The sequence below is a fragment of the Trinickia camelliae genome (assembly GCF_053525655.1).
Genome location: NZ_JBCHAA010000001.1, coordinates 618,173 through 636,984, shown reverse-complemented (window position 1 = coordinate 636,984; position 18,812 = coordinate 618,173). Strand labels below are relative to the sequence as shown.

At 64.4% G+C, this 18,812-nt stretch carries 19 protein-coding genes; 5 read left to right on the top strand and 14 right to left on the bottom strand.

What is annotated here, in order from left to right:
• Positions 1–13 precede the first annotated feature (13 nt).
• From narJ to AAHK20_RS02870, 4 genes are all read left to right on the top strand, one after another.
• Positions 14–691 (top strand): nitrate reductase molybdenum cofactor assembly chaperone, encoded by a 678-nt coding sequence (gene narJ / locus AAHK20_RS02885; RefSeq protein WP_449179909.1) that lies wholly within the window; start codon positions 14–16, stop codon positions 689–691.
• The gene (narI, locus tag AAHK20_RS02880) at positions 688–1,371 is read left to right on the top strand and encodes a respiratory nitrate reductase subunit gamma (protein ID WP_449179908.1); all 684 of its coding nucleotides are present in this window, start codon (positions 688–690) and stop codon (positions 1,369–1,371) included. Before narJ ends, narI begins: the two co-directional genes overlap by 4 nt.
• A gap of 137 nt (positions 1,372–1,508) precedes the next feature.
• A complete protein-coding gene (locus AAHK20_RS02875) occupies positions 1,509–3,455 on the top strand; it encodes a type IV pili methyl-accepting chemotaxis transducer N-terminal domain-containing protein (protein ID WP_449179907.1) in 1,947 nt (648 codons plus the stop codon).
• Positions 3,456–3,503: 48 nt separating this feature from the next.
• Positions 3,504–4,172 (top strand): response regulator, encoded by a 669-nt coding sequence (locus tag AAHK20_RS02870; RefSeq protein ID WP_449179906.1) that lies wholly within the window; start codon positions 3,504–3,506, stop codon positions 4,170–4,172.
• 186 nt (positions 4,173–4,358) lie between these two features.
• On the opposite strand, the gene AAHK20_RS02865 is transcribed toward AAHK20_RS02870, so the two are convergent.
• The 10 genes from AAHK20_RS02865 to AAHK20_RS02820 form a co-directional block, all read right to left on the bottom strand.
• Positions 4,359–4,871 carry an ureidoglycolate lyase gene (locus tag AAHK20_RS02865; protein WP_449179905.1) on the bottom strand — a complete coding sequence of 171 codons (513 nt, stop codon included), beginning with the start codon at positions 4,869–4,871 and terminating at the stop codon, positions 4,359–4,361.
• Positions 4,872–4,878: 7 nt separating this feature from the next.
• Positions 4,879–5,889, bottom strand: a complete 1,011-nt coding sequence (gene alc / locus AAHK20_RS02860) for an allantoicase (RefSeq protein ID WP_449179904.1) — start codon at positions 5,887–5,889, stop codon at positions 4,879–4,881.
• Positions 5,890–6,034: 145 nt separating this feature from the next.
• Positions 6,035–6,556 (bottom strand): 2-oxo-4-hydroxy-4-carboxy-5-ureidoimidazoline decarboxylase, encoded by a 522-nt coding sequence (gene uraD / locus AAHK20_RS02855; protein WP_449179903.1) that lies wholly within the window; start codon positions 6,554–6,556, stop codon positions 6,035–6,037.
• Positions 6,553–7,506 (bottom strand): allantoinase PuuE, encoded by a 954-nt coding sequence (gene puuE, locus AAHK20_RS02850; protein ID WP_449179902.1) that lies wholly within the window; start codon positions 7,504–7,506, stop codon positions 6,553–6,555. Before puuE ends, uraD begins: the two co-directional genes overlap by 4 nt.
• A gap of 208 nt (positions 7,507–7,714) precedes the next feature.
• Positions 7,715–8,569, bottom strand: coding sequence for an aspartate/glutamate racemase family protein (locus AAHK20_RS02845; protein ID WP_449179901.1), 855 nt, complete (start codon positions 8,567–8,569; stop codon positions 7,715–7,717).
• A 35-nt stretch (positions 8,570–8,604) separates the two neighbouring features.
• Positions 8,605–10,101, bottom strand: a complete 1,497-nt coding sequence (locus AAHK20_RS02840) for an NCS1 family nucleobase:cation symporter-1 (protein ID WP_449179900.1) — start codon at positions 10,099–10,101, stop codon at positions 8,605–8,607.
• 217 nt (positions 10,102–10,318) lie between these two features.
• Positions 10,319–11,047, bottom strand: a complete 729-nt coding sequence (locus AAHK20_RS02835) for a GntR family transcriptional regulator (protein ID WP_449179899.1) — start codon at positions 11,045–11,047, stop codon at positions 10,319–10,321.
• Between the two features lie 321 nt (positions 11,048–11,368).
• Entirely contained in the window at positions 11,369–12,295 is a 927-nt protein-coding gene (gene ldcA, locus AAHK20_RS02830; RefSeq protein ID WP_449179898.1) for a muramoyltetrapeptide carboxypeptidase, read from the bottom strand.
• 42 nt (positions 12,296–12,337) lie between these two features.
• Entirely contained in the window at positions 12,338–12,895 is a 558-nt protein-coding gene (gene tadA, locus AAHK20_RS02825) for a tRNA adenosine(34) deaminase TadA (protein WP_449179897.1), read from the bottom strand.
• Complete coding sequence (locus tag AAHK20_RS02820; RefSeq protein WP_449179896.1) at positions 12,892–13,293, bottom strand: DnaJ family domain-containing protein; 402 nt, start codon at positions 13,291–13,293, stop codon at positions 12,892–12,894. The genes tadA and AAHK20_RS02820 overlap by 4 nt, the downstream gene beginning before the upstream one ends.
• A gap of 233 nt (positions 13,294–13,526) precedes the next feature.
• On the opposite strand from AAHK20_RS02820, the gene AAHK20_RS02815 reads away from it, so the two are divergent.
• Complete coding sequence (locus AAHK20_RS02815) at positions 13,527–13,898, top strand: hypothetical protein (RefSeq protein WP_449179895.1); 372 nt, start codon at positions 13,527–13,529, stop codon at positions 13,896–13,898.
• A gap of 98 nt (positions 13,899–13,996) precedes the next feature.
• Here the strand turns inward: AAHK20_RS02815 and AAHK20_RS02810 are convergent, their stop codons facing one another.
• The 4 genes from AAHK20_RS02810 to boxC all read right to left on the bottom strand — a co-directional run bounded on the left by AAHK20_RS02810 (position 13,997) and on the right by boxC (position 18,757).
• Positions 13,997–14,248, bottom strand: coding sequence for a hypothetical protein (locus tag AAHK20_RS02810; RefSeq protein WP_449179894.1), 252 nt, complete (start codon positions 14,246–14,248; stop codon positions 13,997–13,999).
• 109 nt (positions 14,249–14,357) lie between these two features.
• A complete protein-coding gene (boxA, locus tag AAHK20_RS02805) occupies positions 14,358–15,596 on the bottom strand; it encodes a benzoyl-CoA 2,3-epoxidase subunit BoxA (protein WP_449179893.1) in 1,239 nt (412 codons plus the stop codon).
• 4 nt (positions 15,597–15,600) lie between these two features.
• The gene (gene boxB, locus AAHK20_RS02800) at positions 15,601–17,028 is read right to left on the bottom strand and encodes a benzoyl-CoA 2,3-epoxidase subunit BoxB (protein WP_449179892.1); all 1,428 of its coding nucleotides are present in this window, start codon (positions 17,026–17,028) and stop codon (positions 15,601–15,603) included.
• Between the two features lie 67 nt (positions 17,029–17,095).
• Positions 17,096–18,757 carry a 2,3-epoxybenzoyl-CoA dihydrolase gene (gene boxC / locus AAHK20_RS02795; RefSeq protein ID WP_449179891.1) on the bottom strand — a complete coding sequence of 554 codons (1,662 nt, stop codon included), beginning with the start codon at positions 18,755–18,757 and terminating at the stop codon, positions 17,096–17,098.
• Positions 18,758–18,812 lie beyond the last annotated feature (55 nt).

Here is an 18,812-nt window from a genome sequence, read left to right as displayed (position 1 = left end):
GGACGCATTCACCATGCAGATCTATTCCATCCTCTCCGCGCTGCTCACCTACCCGGAAGCGCCGCTTGTGGACGCGCTGCCGGAAATCGACGCGGCGCTTGAAGGTTATCCCGATGCGAAGCGCACGCTTGCGCCGCTCATCGCCCTGTTGCGCGACGAGCGGCTCATCGAATTGCAGCAGAACTACGTCGCGACCTTCGACCGCAATCCCGCGCATTCGCTGCATCTGTTCGAGCACGTCCACGGCGAGAGCCGCGATCGCGGGCAGGCGATGGTCGACCTGCTCGACGAGTACCGCCGTCACGGCTTCGACATGGCGACGAACGAGTTGCCCGACTACGTGCCGCTCTTTCTCGAAGTGCTCGGTGCGCTCGACGAAGCCGCCGCGCTCGCGCTGCTCGACGACGCGATCCACATTCTTGCGGCCATCGGCGAGCGGCTGGAGCGCAACGAAAGCCCGTATGCCTCAGTGTTCGCCGTGCTGCGCGCGGCGAGCCGCGTCGAACCGCGCCCCGCTCCCGTCGCGCCGATCCGCAGCATGGACGAAGCGCTCGAACATTTCGGCCCTGGTGCAGACGGCATCGAACCGCTCTTGAAAACCGGCCTGAACGCCAACACCGCGCAAACCCTGCACTTCTATCCGCGTGCGAACAACGCAAACCGCACGCGTCTCGAAAAGGAATCGCGATGAACACGCTCAATCAATTCTTCTTCGGCATCTATCCGTATATCGCGGCCGCCATCTTTCTGTTCGGCAGCCTCGCGCGCTTCGAGCGCGAGCAGTACACGTGGAAAACCGACAGCACCCAGCTCGTCGAACGCGGCAACCTGCGGCTTGGCAACATCCTGTTCCATATCGGCATCCTCGGGCTCTTTTTCGGGCATCTGGCCGGGCTCCTGACGCCCGTCGCGGTGTGGGACTGGCTCGGCGTCGAGCACAGCTTCAAGCAAGCGGTCGCGATGATCGCGGGCGGCGTCATAGGCACGCTCTGCCTTGCGGGTCTCCTGATCCTGCTGCACCGGAGGCTGTCGAGCCCACGCTTGCGCGCGATGACCAGCGTCGGCGACAAGGTGCTCCTGCTGTGGATTTTTCTGACGCTGCTGCTCGGCTTGTCGACGATCGCGTCGTCCGCCGGGCATATGGACGGTCACATGATGGTGCAGCTCATGACCTGGGCCCAGCATGTCGTCACGTTCCGGGGTGATGCGGCGAGCTACGTCAGCGAGGCGCCGCTCGTGTTCCGGTTGCACCTGTTCATGGGCATGACGCTCTTCGTGATCTTCCCGTTCACGCGGCTCGTGCATATCTGGAGCGGATTCGCATCGGTGACCTATCTGGCGCGTGCGTGGCAGCTCGTGCGCAGCCGATAAGGCGCTCGGCGCCTCCCCTGAGCAAGGCCGCCAATCCTTGATTCACATCAAGTTAATTGGGGGCCACCTTCTACGCATACGCATATGGCATCTCATAATGGGGACCGATATGCCAGATAACTGAGCGTGAGCCGATCGTGTCCCCTCCTGCGCCCGTCGATGTGCCTTTTTCGCCTCCGTTCCGACAGCGGCTCTCGACGCGCGTCATCACGCTTTCCACATGCGTACTGGCGCTCGTTTTGACGATGATCGGCGGCACGCTCTGGCTCTCGTGGAAGCTCGAAGGCGCGGCAGCCGCCATCAACGACGCGGGCAGTCTGCGCATGCGGGCAGGCATCATCGCGCTCGCGCTCGACGATGCCGCCGCAGGACACGCATTCAAGCTGAGCGAGCAGATCGCGCAGGTCGACGCGACGCTCGTCCACCTCCGTCGCGGCGACCCGGCGCGCCCTCTGCTCCTGCCGGGCAGCCGCCGCATTCAGGAGCAGTTCGAACGCGTCGTGCGTTCATGGGAGCAGCAGCTCAAACCGGCCATTGCCGCCGACCTGAGCCAGCGTACCGCCGAGTCACGCTATCTCGCCGAGGTCCGCGGCTTCATCGACGAAGCCAATTCCCTCGTCAGCCTGATCGAGCACGACAACGCGCAGAAAACCGCGCTGTTGCGGATGTCGCAGATCACGCTGGCCGCGTTGTCGTGCATCGGCACCGTCGCGATCGTCTACCTGCTGTACCTATGGTTCATCATGCCGGTGCAGCGCCTGCAGGCGGGGCTCTCGTCGATCGAAGCGCGGCAATTCGGCGTCCGTCTGCCAGTCGACACACGCGATGAATTCGGCCATCTCGCCTATGGCTTCAATCGCATGGCCGAAGACCTGCAGGCCTTCTATCAGGACCTCGAAGCACGCGTCGACGCCAAAACCATCGAGCTCGAAGCCCAAAACCGGGAACTCACGACCCTTTATGAGATGACTGCGTTCCTCAGCCTCCCACACGAAGCCGACGCGATGTGCCGCGGGTTCCTGACACGCCTGATGCACCAGTTCAACGCGGACGCGGGCTCGGTGCGCATTGTTTCGGCCGACGACAAACGGCTGCACCTGATCGCCTCGGAAGGCTTCTCGAACGCACTCGCCGAAGTGGAACATTGCCTGCCCGCGGGTACGTGCACGTGCGGCGAAGCCGCCGACAACGGCGTCGCGATCGTTCACGATATGCGCCGGACTCCCCCACCGCGACCGGCTCGGCTCACACGGAATTGCCGCGACGAGGGGTTTGTCAGCGTCGCTGCGTTCGGCATCGCGTACCAAGAGAACCAACTGGGCTCGTTCTCGCTGCATTTCCGGCGCGAGCGACCAATCCCCGCGTCGGAGCGCCAACTTCTCGAAACGCTCGGGCAGCACCTCGGCATCGCCTTGCAGTACCGCAGGCTCGTCGCGGTGGCGCGCCAGCTGGCGGTCGCCGAGGAACGCAACCTCGTTGCCCAGGGCTTGCACGACAGCATTGCCCAAGGGCTCAATTTCCTCAAAATGCAGCTTCATCTGCTCGACGCCGCTGTGACCAGCGGGGATCTGGACGAGACACGGGAAATCGTTCCGCTTCTGCGCGGCGGCCTCGATGAAAGCTACGACGATGTGCGCGAGTTGCTGCTCAATTTCCGCAGCCGCCTCGCCAACGGCGAATTGAAACCTGCCGTGCTGGATACGCTGGCGCGTTTCGAGCGCCAATCCGGCCTCGCGGTGAAGCTCGACTACGACGAAGGCGGCGGCCCGCCGCTTGCGCCCGATCTGCAATTACAGGTTCTGTTCATTCTGCAAGAGACCTTGTCGAACGTGCGCAAGCATGCGGAGGCGCAACACGTGGACGTGAAGATCGTCAACGCGCGCGATTTTCTGCTTGTCGTCGAGGACGACGGGCAAGGCTACGACCCGTCCGAAATCGCGGCGCGCGGCGAGACGCATGTGGGCTTCCACATCATGCGCGAACGCGCGAGCCGTCTGAACGCGACGCTGCGTCTCGACAGCACGCCTGGGCGCGGGGCGCGCGTCGAACTGTTGTTACCCGCGAGCCGGCGTCACGCCGCTTAGATTCGCGACTTTCTTCAACCCATTCATTCATCGTTTGCAGGCGGTAGCATGACCATTCGCATTCTTCTGATCGACGACCACACGCTGTTTCGCTCCGGCGTGCGCGCCTTGCTGCAGCGGCAGGCGGACTTCAGTGTCGTCGACGAAGCCGCGGATGGACTCGAAGGCGTCAAGCGCGCCAAGCAGCATCGCCCGGATGTCATCCTGCTCGACCTCAACATGCCGGGGCTTTCCGGACGCCAAACCTTGCAGTTGCTGAGGCAGGACGTGCCCGAATCCGCAGTCGTGATGCTGACCGTGTCCGAGGACATCGACGAACTGACCATGGCGCTTCAGGAGGGCGCGCACGGCTATCTGCTGAAGAGCATCGAAGCCGAGACGCTTGCCGATGCGATTCGCAAGGCCGCGAGCGGGCAGGCGGTCATCGCCGACGACATGACGGCGAAGCTCGTCGCGCAAATGCGCCGCCCCGCTGCCTCGCCTCCCACGCCACCGGAAAACGCGGCCGATACGCTCACGCCTCGCGAGCGCGACATCATGCGCGGCCTCGCTCGCGGCGCAAGCAACAAGGAGATTGCACGTGAGCTCGACGTCGCCGAGAGCACCGTCAAGATTCACGTCCGCAACATTCTGCGCAAACTGCAGCTGACTAGCCGGGTTCAGGTGGCGCTTTATGCCGTCGAGCACGAATTGGCGCCTGCCAATGCGCAACCTTGAGGGCGAGGCGAGCGCCGCGCACTGCGCATCCGCTCGATGCGGGGACAAGCCAGGACGATAAGGAACCGGCGAAGCAATGAAAAACGCCCACGGCATACCGTGGGCGTCGATCGCACTGCTATAGAAGAAGGCAAGCCGTCTGCCTCTTCATCCTTCACACGCGGGCCATCAGCCCGCTAACGAGCCTCAAGCCGTCACCGCACTCAACGCATCTTCAGTCAGCCACAGCGACTCGGCCAAATCCTGCTCGTTCAGGTTGAGCCCATCGCCACCACGATCGACGACGATGAAATCGCTCACGTCGCCAAGCGCAATCAGCGGATGGTGCCAGACACCCTTCGCGTAGTTCACGCCCTGCCAGCCGCTCGTCACAAACGCGCGGATCTTGGCCGGATCGAGATCGCCCGCAGGCGCGACGACGACGAGATACGGCTTGTCGTTGAGCGGCACGAAGGCTTGGCTGCCGAGCGGATGGCGCTCGAGCATCTTGATTTCGAACGGCAGCGTGCGCGGCTGCCCGCGAAACAGGTTCACGAGCGTGCGGCCACCTTCGTCGTTGACATCCACTTTCGCGAGATCGTGATAGCGGATCGTCGTGCCGAGATTGATCGGAATCTGCTTCGCGCCTTCCAGTTCGACGACGTCGCCGAAGGGCGCAAACGCCTCGCGCGTGAGCGGTTCGATTGCGAGCGATTTCATGTCCACCTCAGTCCAACGTGCCCCACAGACGCAGGCGCGATACGCCGCCGTCCGGGATGATGTTCAGTCGCACGTGCGTAACCGGGCCGAGCGCCGCGACTTCGCTTTCGAAGTAGTGCTGCTTGTCCATCTGCAGCTTCTGTTCGCCAAGCAGAACCGGCCAGAACATCGCCTGCGTGATGAGCGAGCTGTCGGTGCCACCTTGCACGTAGGCCGCCTGGACCGAGCAGCGGTCCGGATAGTTGCCCTTGAAGTGCGCGGTGTCGACTTCGATCTTCTTGATGATGCCCGGCTGCGCGAGCGCGATGATCGCCCAGTCGTTGCCCGGCTCGCGGCGGCGTCGCGTTTCCCAGCCGTCGCCCATGTTCACGCCGCGGCCCGGCATCAGGATGTTCGACGCCACGCCGAAGTGCTGGTTGTTCGCGGCGACCACGTAGGCGCCGTTTTCCATCGCGGCCAGATCGAACTGCTCGCTGCGGCTCGCGCCGGCCCAATCGACTTGCGGCTGGCCGTAGACGCGCAGACGCGCGATGCCGCCGTCCGGGTAGATGTTCACGCGCAGGTGCGTGTAGGCGCCCGTGTCGGTCACGTCCACGTAGTGGTGGCTATTGCCTTGGAGCGTCGTCGACGGAACGATCTCGACCCATTGCGTCGACGCGTTCGGTGCGCCGTCCACGACGCGCGCCGCCTCGACCGAAGCGGCCGGCGGGAAGTTGCCGGTGAAGTGGCTCGTGTCGAGGTCGAGACCCTTGATGACGCCCGGACGCGCGAGCTTCACGACGCACCAGTCGTAGCCGGTCGTACGCTTGCGGCGCGTTTCCCAGCCGTCCATCCACTTGCCGTGGTCGTCGTACTTGCCGGGGATGAACACAGCCGGCTCCGGGTTCAGCATGCGGTCTTTCGGCGCGAAGAAATCGTCACTTGCTTCGAGCGCCTGTGCCCCGAGACGCGGGTCCGCCAGGTTCACATAGCGGCGCGTGAAATCGGGAGCGTTGGGGTCGAGAGTCGGGAGAGCCATTGTTGTCGTCCTTCCAGTCTGTTTATCTTTGAGAAAACACCCGCGTGGAGCGGGTCCTGCGAAGCCGGCGCGGTGAATGCCGCGCGAGTCCGCGCGGCGATCCAAGCGTCGTTAAGCGTCTGTCGTTAAACGTCAATAAGCGTCGTCAAGCGCCGGCCAGATCGTCGAGCCGGAAACGCGCGATGCGGTAAATCTGGTCCAGGCTCGCACGCATTTCGTCGGCGCGGCTGTTGTTCACGCGCGATTCGAAGTTGGCGATGATCCCGTGACGGTCATAGCCGCGCACCGCGAGAATGAACGGAAAGCCGAACTTCTCGCGATACGCGCGGTTCAGGTTCTGCAGCTTGTCGAACTCTTCCTGCGTGCATTGCGCGAGACCGGCGCCGCTTTGCTCGCGCGTCGACTCCTCAGTCAATTCGCCACGTACCGCAGCCTTGCCCGCCAATTCCGGGTGAGCGTTGATGAGCGCGAGCTGCTTGTCCTCACCCGCCGCTTCGACGATGCCCGACATGGTCTTGTGCAGCGTGTCGACACTCGCGTACGGGCGCTTGCCCGCCGCTTCGACCGCCACCCACGGCGAGTGCTCGAAGATGCCCGAGAGCGCCGCCGTAAAGGCGTCGGTCGACATCGTGTTCAGTTGTTCCAAGGTGTATCGCATCGCTTTCATGCGGCTGCCCCGCCGTTCGTCTGGGATTGATAGGGATGATGTTCGCGCCAGTGCTTGGCGATATCGACACGCCGCGTGACCCACACGCGGTCGTGCTTTTCGATGTGATCGAGGAAGCGCTGCAGCGCGCGGAAGCGGCCGGGACGGCCGAGCAGCCGGCAGTGCATGCCGATCGACAGCATCTTCGGCGCTTCGTCGCCCTCTTCGTAGAGCACGTCGAACGCGTCGCGCAGGTACGTGAAAAAGTGGTCCGCCGTGTTGAAGCCTTGCGGCGAGGCGAAGCGCATGTCGTTGGTGTCGAGCGTGTACGGCACGATCAGTTGCGGCTTGTTCTCGCCGCCCGTCACTTCGACGTCCATCCAGAACGGCAGATCGTCGCCGTAGTAATCGGAGTCGTAGAGGAAGCCGCCGTATTCCGCGACGAGGCGATGCGTGTTGGGGCTGTCGCGCCCGGTGTACCAGCCGAGCGGCCGCACGCCGGTCACGCGCTCGATCGTTTCCATGCCGACGCGCATCAGTTCCGCCTCACGCTCCGGCGACATGTCCTGGTAGTGAATCCAGCGGTGCCCGTGGCACGCGATCTCGTGGCCCAGTTCGACGAACGCGCGGGAGAGTTCCGGATGACGCTCCATCGCCATGCCGACGCCGAATACCGTCAGCGGCAGCTTGCGCTTTTCGAACTCGCGCAGAATGCGCCAGACGCCCGCACGCGAACCGTACTCATAGATCGATTCCATGCTCATGTGCCGCGCCGGATAAGACGCCGCGCCGACGATCTCGGAGAGGAATTGCTCGGACCCCGGATCGCCGTGCAGCACGCAGTTTTCGCCGCCCTCTTCGTAATTGAGCACGAATTGGACGGCCACGCGCGCGCGGCCGGGCCAATTGGCCTGCACCGGATAGCGGCCGTAGCCGATCAGGTCGCGGGGATAGTTGGGATCGAGTGGCATGGTTCGAAAAACCTTAGTGCGGGCTGAGTGCAGACTTACTGCAGATATACGCACGGGACGGGAGACGCGCAGGAATCCAGGGCCGTGTAACTGGGCTTGTGCACCTCGAAAATGTGCGGAAATCCAGGCATTTTCGAGGTGCACCAGGATTGAGGCAGTGTAGCGAAAAGGTCCGGGTGCGCCCATACACCCGGACGGATAGTGCGGGTCAGACTGAGTGTATGTGCGGCGCAGCAACGGCCTTGTCGGCTGGGCCTGAGGCCGGGTTTTCCCCAGGTTTCGCCACCGGCGCGGCCCGATGCGCGACTGCCTTCGGGCGCGTGATCGCGGGCGCCGGGCTGAAGCGCTCGAACGCGCCGTCGTAGCGCTTCGGCAGCGGCCGGGCGTAGTCGCCGCGCTTCGCCGTGAAGAGCTTCAGCGCGACGAGCGCCTCGACCCATTTGACCGCCGCCGTCACGCCCTCCACGACCGGCGCGCCGATCGCATCCTCGATTTCCGCGCACAACTCCGCCATGCCGGCGCAGCCGAGCACGATCGCGTCCGAGCCGTCCTCGTCGAGCGCGCGGCGGCACTCGTCGGTGATGATCCGACGCGCGGACGAGCCGGGGCGGTCGAGATCGAGCACGGCCACGTCGGTGGCGCGGACGTTGCGGCAAAACCGCTCCATCCCATAGCGCTCGGCAAGATGCCACGCCATCCCGCAGGTGCGGGCAAGCGTCGTCACGACCGAGAAACCCGGCGCCAGCACGCTCGCCGCGTGCATCGCCGCCTCGGCGATGCCGATCACCGGCCCGCGCGCCGTTTCGCGCGCCGCGTACAGCCCCGGGTCGCCGAAGCACGCAATCACGTAGCCGTCGAAGCCCTCGCGTTCGCCCGCGCTGATTTCGGCCAGCAGGCCCGGCGTGGCGAGCGCCTCGTCGTAGTAGCCTTCGATCGATGGCGGCCCCATCGTCGGGCTCACCGCCACGACCTCGGTGCCGCTCGCCGCGACGCTCGCGGCGCAGCGCCCCATCGCCTCGGTCATCCGCTGGGTGGTATTGGGGTTGATCAGTTTGATTCGCATGTCCGTTCTCTGCTTGACTGTGAATGGCTTCGTGCTTATTTCGAGCGCGCGAGGAGCCGATAGACGACAGCACCCACCAGCACGCCGACGAACCACGAGTAGTTCGCCGCCCCCTGCAATGCCGGGATCAACACGCAGGCCATCGCGATCGCTGCGGCAGGCAAGAGCGCGAACACCGCGCGATAGTTGACGCCGTTGCGATACCAGTACGCGCCCTTCTCCGAGACCGAATAGAGATCGTCGAGCACGACCTTCTGGCGCTTGACCAGGTAGAAGTCGACGATCAGCACGCCGTAGAGCGGTCCGATGAAGCAGCCGAGCACATCGAGCGTGTAATGGATCACGGCCGGGTTGTTAAAGAGATTCCACGGCGTGATGAAGATCGATGCGACCGCCGCCAGCATCCCGCCCGCGCGCCAGCTGATGAGGCGCGGCGCGACGTTCGAGAAGTCGAACGCGGGCGACACGAAGTTCGCGACGATGTTGATGCCGATCGTGGCGATCGTGAAGGTCAGCGCGCCGAGGATCACCGCGGTCGGATAGTCGATGCGGCCCACGGTTTCGACCGGATCGGTAATCAGTTCTCCGAACACCGGCAGCGTCGCTGCCGTCGTGACGACCGTCACGAGCGAGAACATGAGGAAGTTCACCGGCAGGCCCCAGAAGTTGCCGCGCTTCACGCTGCGGAAGCTCTTGCTGTAGCGAGAGAAGTCGCCGAAGTTCAGCATCGGGCCCGAGAAGTAAGAGACGACGAGCGAGATCGCCGTGATCATCACCGGCACGACTTCGAGACCGTGATACTTCACGCCGCCGAGGTTCAGGCCGATGTTGCGCCAGCCCGCGCGCCAGATCATGTAGCCGGCCAGAATGAACATCACGACATAGACGGCAGGGCCGGCAAAGTCGATGAACTTCTTGATCGTCTCCATCCCGTTCCAGAACACGAGCGCCTGCAGCACCCACAGCAGCATGAAGCCGGCCCAGCCGAGCGTCGACAGGCCTGCGAAGCCGTGGTGGTGCACATCCGCGTACGGCAGCAACTGCGGGACGAACTTGAGCACGACGATCACGAGCGCGCTCGAAGCCAGATACGTTTGGATGCCATACCACGCTACCGCAATCAGCCCGCGAATCACGGCGGGGACGTTCGCGCCAAGCACGCCGAACGTCGCCCGGCACGCGACTGGATACGGCACGCCGTTCATCTGGCTCGGCTTTGCGATCAGGTTGCAGAACACGTTGACGATACCGATGCCGACCAGCAGCGCCACCAGCACCTGCCAGCTCGTCAGGCCCAGCGCGAAGAGACTCCCCGCGAACACATAGCCGCCGACGCTGTGCACATCCGACATCCAGAACGCGAAGATGTTGTAAGCGCCCCAGCTTTGATGCCGCAGCGGCGCGAGGTCTTCGTTGTAGAGACGCTCGCTGTAACCTGCCGGCAGATGCGCGCCGCTGTGGGCGCCGTCTGCCTCGCTCGCGCCGAACGCCGGCATCGCGGGACCCTCTTGTGTTGCACTGAACTGAGCCATGACCTCTCCTTGATGAGTGTCGATCGATTGACATTCGAAAGTCGATTCGTCCGACGCCATGCCGTGACAGTCCATCAGGACCACTAACGGCAGGGTCGCCAACGCCGCGGTTGTCTCCGTACTTACGTACTTGTGTTTTTCGCTACGACGCAGGCCGCGGGCCTCGCCATTGCGTTGGGTAGGCGCCGAACCGGGGGGTGGTCCGGCGCCAGGTCTTTCATTTACCGCTCGATTCCGATCCGGCAAGCGTTCCGAAGACTTCGCGCAGATCGGCCGCGCCTTGTGCCGGGCGGTTGAGCATCTTCAATTCGACGCTTTGCAGATGGCTCGACATCAACGTCGCCGCTTGCTTCGCATCGCCTGCCTCGATCGCCGCGAGGATCGCTTCGTGGTCCTCGAACGAGCACGCGCTGCGTCCAAGGGATTCGTACAGGGCCGAAATCAGCGTCGAGCGCGCGACCAATCCGTCTAAACAATCGCACAACACCGTGTTACCGGTCAGCGCGGCAAGCTCCGTGTGGAACTCACCCGAAAGCCGGATCCACGCCGGGAAATCGCGACTCTCGAACGCCTTGCGCTCGCGTCCGATCATGCCGCCGATCGTCTTCAGGCGCCGCGCGCCGTGGGCGTGCTCCGCGCAAACCCGCTCAACCACCGCCAGCTCGATGATCCGGCGCATCTCGAACACCTCGTGCACTTCCTGAAGCGACGGGCTGGCCACGAAGGCGCCGCGATTCGGCTCCAGGTCGACCAGGTGATCGGTCGCCAATTGGGTGAGCGCCTGGCGGATCGGCCCGCGCTTCACACCGAATACTTCGCATAACTGCGCTTCGGTCAACTTCGCGCCGGGTGCGAGGCGGTGCTCGAGGATCGCGGCGCGAATGCGCTCGGCGATCGCCTCGGGTTTCATTCCGCCGGACTCGGCAAGTTGTTTCGTGTCGGACATCATGTGCGTCTCAATATGGGTTGTATCCTAGATTGGACATTAAAATTGTCAACAATTTTTTTGGCGATTTTCAACAATTCACTGCGCGGCGGGCTTGTAGAGGATGTGCCAGGCAGGCGGGCGTGCTCTAAAAGCGTACTTAAATCCTAAACCGTTACGCGTCGTCGCCCGCCATTTTGTCAACAATTAGGCGCGATTGATAGGGCTCGAGCGTCGCTATGGGCGCTTGATTGGCAGACAGTTAGTTGCGCAAGTGGGCGATAAAAAAGGCGGGAAACATCCCGCCTTCTCGACCCTGCCCCGATCCGCCCTGCTCCCGGCCTAGCTCAGATGCGGGTAATCCGAAGCCGTCAGCCTGAAGCCGTGCTGATTCGCGACCAAATGCGCCTTCGCGCCAACCGGGACCGTCACCATGTTGTCGATATGGCCGAACGGCAGCCCCGTGATCACCGGAATGCCGATCACCGAGCGGATCTGCTCGATCATCGAGTGCAGATCGTAGCCGTTGTCGTAGTCGAACGCCTGCCCGCCCGAGAAATCGCCCAGCACCAGTGCCTGCTGCTCCGCCAGGATGCCGGCCAGGTGCAGTTGATAGATGAGGCGTTCGATCCGGAACGGCTGCTCGTTCACGTCTTCGAGAAACAGGATGCCGCCCTGCACGGGCGGCATATACGGCGTGCCGACCAGCGCCGCGATCGTCGCCAGATTGCCGCCCCAGAGCGTGCCGGTCACGTCGACCGTTTGCGTCTGCGGGACGTCGACCACGAGCGTGAAGGAAGGCTTCGTGACCGTGTCCCAGAAGTGATGCATCGTGTAAGCGCTCAGCTCCGGCGCGCCGAAATTGGTGGCGAACATCGGACCGCCAAAGGTCGTCACCCCCGAGCGCGCGAGCAGCGCGAACTGGATCGCCGTGAAATCGCTGTGTCCGACCAGCACGACCGGCTGGTCGCGCAGCCGCCGCTGCAGTCCTTCGTAATCGAGCCCGTGCAGGATGCGAACCGCGCCGTAGCCGCCGCGCACGGCGAGCACCACGTCCGGCAGCGGCTGGGCGGCGTCGGCAAGGCGGTTCAGGTCGGCCGCACGTTCGCCATCGGTGCCGCCGAAGCGCTGATAGCGCCGCCGGGTGGCCTCCAGGCCTTTGACCTTGTGCCCTTGCGCATGCAACCGGGCGAGCCCGCGCTCGACAGTGGCCGGGTCCTGCGGATACCCGGAAGGCGCGATCAGTTCGATGGTGCGGTGAGCAGTCATGGCCGTGTGCCGACGAGACGAGATGAGACGATAGGAAAGAGTTTAGACGGGCTCGGTCGGGCCGTGTGTGCGGGCGGCCTCTGCCTCGGCCTCGCGAGCGGCCCGAATCGCGCGGCGCCGGTCCGCGAAGAACGACTTGAGCGCCTGGCCGCACTCGGCTTCCAGCACGCCGCCCGTCACGGACGTGTGGTGATTGAGCTGAGGATTCGCGAAGGCGTCGACGACGCTGCCGCACGCGCCCGTCTTCGGATCATAAGCGCCGAACACCACGCGAGCGATACGCGCGTGCATGATCGCGCCGGCGCACATCAGGCAAGGCTCGAGCGTCACGTAGAGTTCGCAGCCGGGCAACCGGTAGTTTTCCAGCGACTGGGCGGCAGCGCGCAGCGCGGCCATTTCGGCGTGCGCCGACGGATCGTGCCCGCCGATCGGATGATTGAAGCCCGTGGCAATCACCTCGTCACCGCGCACGAGCACGGCGCCGACCGGCACTTCGCCCGCGGCGCGCGCCTTGTCGGCTGCGGCTTGCGCGAGCGCCATGAAGCGGCGGTCGCGCTCGGATATCTCGGTGGGAACGGGCGCGCCCTCGTGCGGGCTCACGTCTGCTCCGTGACGGCGCCGACATCGGCGCGCGCACGTTCGCACAGGCGTTGCGCGATGCGCTCGCAATACTCGCGCGGCGCGAGCATCGGGGCGCCGCGCAGCGATTCGAGCGCCATGTCGAGTGCGAGCATCTTGGCCTGCAGCGCGCAGCGCGTCGCCGGGTCGCTGACGGAGTTCAGCGCGGTCTGGAGATCGCGCAGCGAGCGTAGCTGTTCCACCGCGGGCGGCACGAAGCCCGCGTTCTTCAAGATCCGGTTCGCGACGCGCACTTCCTCCGGGACGAGCAAATCGTCGTCCAGTTCCTGCGGCGCGCCGGCGCCCGGCAAACCGTCGAACTCGCCCCGCGCGGCGGCGGCGGCAATACGCTGTTCGACTAAGGCATCAAGCAATTTCATCTGCGATCCACTAACTACATTGCGGCCCCGGCATTCTAGCAGGGGCCCGGAGCGCTTCCGGCAACCATTCTGGGAATAAGCGGAATGCACGGAGACCCCGCTGGGCTCGATTTGGGCTCAATACGAGACGGAGCGCACCGTCAGCCCCGTCACTGAATAAATCCTCTAACGGAGGATTCGAATGACGATTTCCGGTATCGTGTTGCCGACCGCCTTGGGGCCCAACCGACAACGTGACCCGCCTTTCTCTTGCCCTTCGCCTGTTGTTCGCCGCGTGCCTGCTCGGCGCAACGTATAACCACGTGCGCGCCGACATCGATTGCGGCCTCTTGTGCGGCTACGGTTTCGACGCCGCGCTGCCGAGCCGGATCTACTGGTCCTCGCTGACCCTTCTCGATCCGCTCGCCGCCGTGCTCTTGCTGATTCGCCCGCGTGCCGGGCTCGTGCTGACTGGCGTGGTCATAACAAGCGACGTGCTCCACAACAGCTACTACGTCGCATTGGCGAACCAATGGACCAATCCGTTCTATCTGTCCCAGGTGGGATTTCTGGTCTTGGTGGCGGCGACAGCGCCTGTTGCATGGAAAGGCTTGTCGACAAAGTAGCGCACGCAAAACCCGGCCGCTTTGCCACGCAAATACCGCGGCGACGCCGGCAAGCGCAGGCGCAAAGACGGTGGGGGCACTCTGCGCACCCCACCGCCTTACTTGCCGAGTTTCACGCGCAACTCGCGCGCCGTCTCCAGCAATCCCTCATAGCCCGAGCGCGAATGCGCGGGCAGATCGGGGTCGCCGACGAGCGCCCCGAGCGTTTCGATCAAGCTGTACAAAAGCCCTTTCGCCGCGCCTTTGGCGATGCTGCCCGATGAGATCAATTCGTCGACGTGGTTGACGGCGGCGTCGAGATGTTCGAGCCGGTCCTGACCTTCACCCGGCTTTTCCGATGGGTCCGACATAGTCTTTTCCTCCCGTTTTCGAGGGCGCCCCTGTGGACGCCGCTACTTTCTTTTTCTTATATACCTGCTGCGGACGCGCGTCCACCGCCCGCGGCACCCGCGAGCGTCTTCAATACGTCTCGAGATGCAGCCGCCCTTCGCGCTTGAGCCGCGCCCACAGCTCCGCCCAGTCGAGCCCGCTCGCGCCGGCGATCTCCTGCAATGCCTGCACCACGCCGTCCTCCATGCCCTTCAGGCCGCACACGTAGATGTAGGTGTTGTCGTCCTTCAAGAACTGCGCAACGTCGCTGGCGCGCTCGCGCATAGCGTCCTGCACGTAGCGCTTCGGCACCCCGGCCGTGCGCGAGAACGCGAGGTTCGTGTCGATGAAATCCTTCGGCAGATTCGTGAGCGGCCCGAAGTACGGCAGCTCCTCTTTCGTGCGTGCGCCGAAGAACAGCATCAGCTTGCCGGTCGCGCCCTTGAGGCGCCGGCGCCGACGGTACTCGGTCATTGCGCGCATTGGCGCCGAGCCGGTGCCGGTGCAGATCATCAGCAAGTGCGAATTCGGATGATTCGGCATCAGGAACGTCGTGCCGAATGGTCCGATCACGGTGACGGTGTCGCCTTTCTTCAGGCCGCAGAGGTAGTTCGAGCAGACGCCGTCGGTCGGATTGCCGCCGTGATCGTGCGTCACGCGCTTCACCGTCAGCGAGACGTTGTTGTAGCGCGGACGCTCGCCGTCGCGCGGGCTCGCGATCGAATACTGGCGCGCGTGGTGCGGCTTGCCGTCAGCGCTCGCACCGGGCGGCAGGATGCCGATCGACTGCCCCTCCAGCACCGGAAACGGCATCGCGCCGAAATCGAGCACGATGTGATGGATGTCGCTCTCGACCGATTCGTCGGTGAGCCGGTAGTTGCCGACCACCGTCGCCGTCGTCGGCGCCTTGTGGGTGTAGAGGTTCACGTAGGGCTTCGCCGCCGACCACGGCGGCACCGATGCGCCTCGCACCATGTCGGAAGCGACGATGTCGTCGTCCGCTTCGAGCGCGGCGGCGGCATCGCCTGGAGCTTCCGGCGCCGCCGCCACCGTGGTGTTCTGCGCGGGCAGTTCGTCCCACGTGAATTGCTCGTCGATGCCGTATGCCTCGGCCTTCAGCACGTTGCGCCAGTTGTCGATCGCGCCGGTCGGGCAAGGTCCGAGGCAGGCCAGGCAGCCGTTGCACACGTCCGCCTTCACGACGTAGTTGCGATCGTCGTGCGTGATCGCATCGATCGGGCACGTTTCTTCACACGTATTGCAGCGGATGCATATCTCGGGATCGATCAGATGCTGCTTGAGGATCTCGAGTGGTTCGGGCGCGTTCATGATTTCAGTTGAACCGCACGTATTCGAAATCGAGGGGCTGCCCCTTGATCCCCGCCGCGGGCGGTGCGATCCAGTTCGCGAACTTGCCCGGCTCGACCACGCGCCCCATCAGCGACGCGACGAATGCGCGGTCGTCCGATGTCGGCAGCCACTTCGCCTCGTTGGCCGCCCATTCCGCCTCGTTCACGACACGGCCGTCCGGCGACACGCGGATGCCTGCGAAAGTGCCGATCAGCCGATTGAACGCCTTGTGCGGCACCATCAGGCGGAAGTCGATGCCGGCCTTTTCGAGCACCTTGTTCCAGCGGTTCACGCCCGCGATCGAATCCTTGATGTAGTCGTCGCGCAGCACCTCGTTCATCGCGTTGAGCATCGGCGCATCGCGCTCGATGAGCTTGCCGTCCTCGACGTCGAGCAGCCGATAGGTCTGGCCGCTCAATTGATGGTCGTCGTCGCGCTTGGTTTCCTCGTAGCGGCCTTTGAGCCCCGCGCTGTAGAACGTCGCCGCGTTCGACGATTGGTCGGCGCCGAACAGATCGATCGTCACCGAGTAGTGGAAGTTCAGGTAGCGCTGGATCGTGTCGAGATCGATCACGCCGGCCGCGCGGAGTTTCGTGGCGTCCTGGGTCTTCAGCTCGTTCATGACTTGCGCCGTGCGCTGCACCACGCGCGACACGCCCGATTCGCCGACGAACATGTGATGCGCCTCCTCGGTCAGCATGAACTTCGTCGTGCGCGCGAGCGGATCGAAGCCCGATTCGGCGAGCGCGGAAAGCTGGAATTTGCCGTCGCGGTCCGTGAAGTACGTGAACATGAAGAACGCGAGCCAATCGGGCGTCTTCTCGTTGAATGCGCCGAGAATGCGTGGATTGTCATCGTCGCCGGAGCGTCGGCCGAGCAATGCTTCGGCTTCCTCACGGCCGTCGCGGCCGAAGTAGCGATGCAGCAGGTAGACCATCGCCCACAGATGGCGGCCCTCCTCCACGTTCACTTGGAACAGATTGCGCAGGTCGTACATCGAAGGGGCCGTGAGGCCGAGGTGACGCTGCTGCTCGACCGAAGCGGGCTCGGTATCGCCCTGCGTGACGATGATGCGGCGCAGGTTCGCGCGATGCTCGCCCGGCACGTCGTGCCACGCAGCCTCGCCCTTGTGCTCGCCGAAATGGATCTTGCGCTCGGCGTCGCCCGGCGCGAGGAAGATGCCCCAGCGGTAGTCGGGCATCTTCACGTAATCGAAATGCGCCCAGCCGCCAGGCTCGACGCTTACCGCCGTGCGCAGATAGACGTCGAAATTGTGCGAGCCATCGGGTCCCATGTCGGACCACCAGGACAGGAAGTTCGGCTGCCATTGCTCGAGCGCGCGCTGCAGCGTGCGGTCGTCGGCCAGGTTGACGTTGTTCGGGATCTTCTCGCTGTAGTTGATCGTGGACATGTCAGTGCCTTGTGAGGAATTCGTCGAGTGTGGACGCATCGCGTATCAAGCGCGTATCGAGCGCGTATCAAACGCGCGCCGCGTCGAACTGCGCCTTGGCGCCCTTGCCGTACACCTTGAGCGCGCCCTTCTCGCCCACCGCGTTCGGCCGGTTGAAGATCCAGTTCTGCCACGCGGACAAGCGCCCGAAAATGCGCGTCTCCATCGTCTCCGGGCCGTTGAAGCGCAGGTTCGCTTCGAGCCCCGTCAATGCATCGGGCGACATCGCCGCGCGTTCTTCGAGCGCGATGCGGATTTCGTCGGCCCAGTCGAGATCGTCCGGCGCGGCGGTCACGAGGCCGAGCCGCTCGGCCTCGGCGGGTTTGATCCGCTGACCGATCGCGGCGCGCGCGGCGTCGAGCGGTGCGGCCTCGTCGTAGAAGCGGCGCGCGAGGCGCGACTGGCGCGTGACCATCGGATAGAGGCCGAAGTTGACCTCCGATAGCGTGAGCGTGGGCTCTTCGTCCTCGTTGGCGGGCAACGCCGCCATGTAGCTTCTGTCAGCAGCGAACGCGAATTCCGCGAACGTGCCCGCGAAACACGAGCCCGGCTCGATCAGCGCGAAGAGCGAGCGCGACGACACGTCGATGCGCGCCAGCGTGCGGCGCAGCATGCCGATCGTTTCCCGCACGAACCAGTGATCGCGATGGGCGATCAGCGAGGCGTCCGCCGCGAGCACCGTCTTCGCGTCGCCTTCGGTCTTAAAGATCCACGTGCCGATGTCGAGTTCGTTGGTGCGCATCGAGAGAATCGCGTCGTCCAGCTCGCGTGCGAATTTCAGCGGCCACCAGTTCGCGCCGGCTGCGACGATGGCGTCGATGTCCGTAGGCTGGGCGACTGCGGGTGCTTTTGCGGTGAACGTCGCGGTGCGTTTGGCGCGATCGATCGTCACGTTGACGGTGTCGTAGGCGAGGCTGTCCTCGCGCTCCGCGCGCTCGATGCGGGTCAGCGCGATGCCTTTCGCCTCGGCGGGCCGGTCGCTTTGCGCGGCAAGTTCAAGCGCGCGGGCGTGAATCGCCTGCTCGAACTGGTTGGGCTTCACGACCTCGTCGACGAGCCGCCATGCCTTGGCGCGCTCGCCGCGAATGCCCTCGACCACCGTGCAGAAAATGTCGGCGTGGTCGTGCCGCACGTGGCGCTTGTCGGTGAGTCGCGTCAGGCCGCCTGTGCCCGGCAGGACGCCGAGCAGCGGCACCTCCGGCAGCGCGACCGACGACGAGCGGTCGTCCACGAGCCAGATCTCGTCGCAGGCCATCGCGAGTTCGTAGCCGCCGCCCGCGCACGAGCCGTTGACCGCCGCGAGGAACTTGAGGCCCGAGTCGCGCGACGAGTCTTCCATGCCGTTCCTCGTCTCGTTGGTGAACTTGCAGAAGTTCACCTTCCAGGCGTGCGACGAGAGGCCGAGCATGAAGATATTCGCGCCCGAGCAGAACACGCGGTCCTTGAGGCTCGTCACGACGACCGAGCGGACCTCCGGATGCTCGAAGCGGATGCGCTGAAGCGCATCGTGCAGTTCGATGTCGACGCCCAGGTCATAGGAATTGAGCTTGAGCTTGTAGCCGTCGCGGATGCCGCCGTCTTCGGCGATGTCGATGCCGAGCGTGGCGACCGGGCCGTCGAACGTCAGGTTCCAGTGCTTGTATTGCGAGGGATCGGTGCGGTAGTCGACACGGGACTGCGGTGCGGACATGAGCGTCTCCTGGTGTTCGCCGTCGTTTCAATGAACGATAGTGCACACCAAGAGG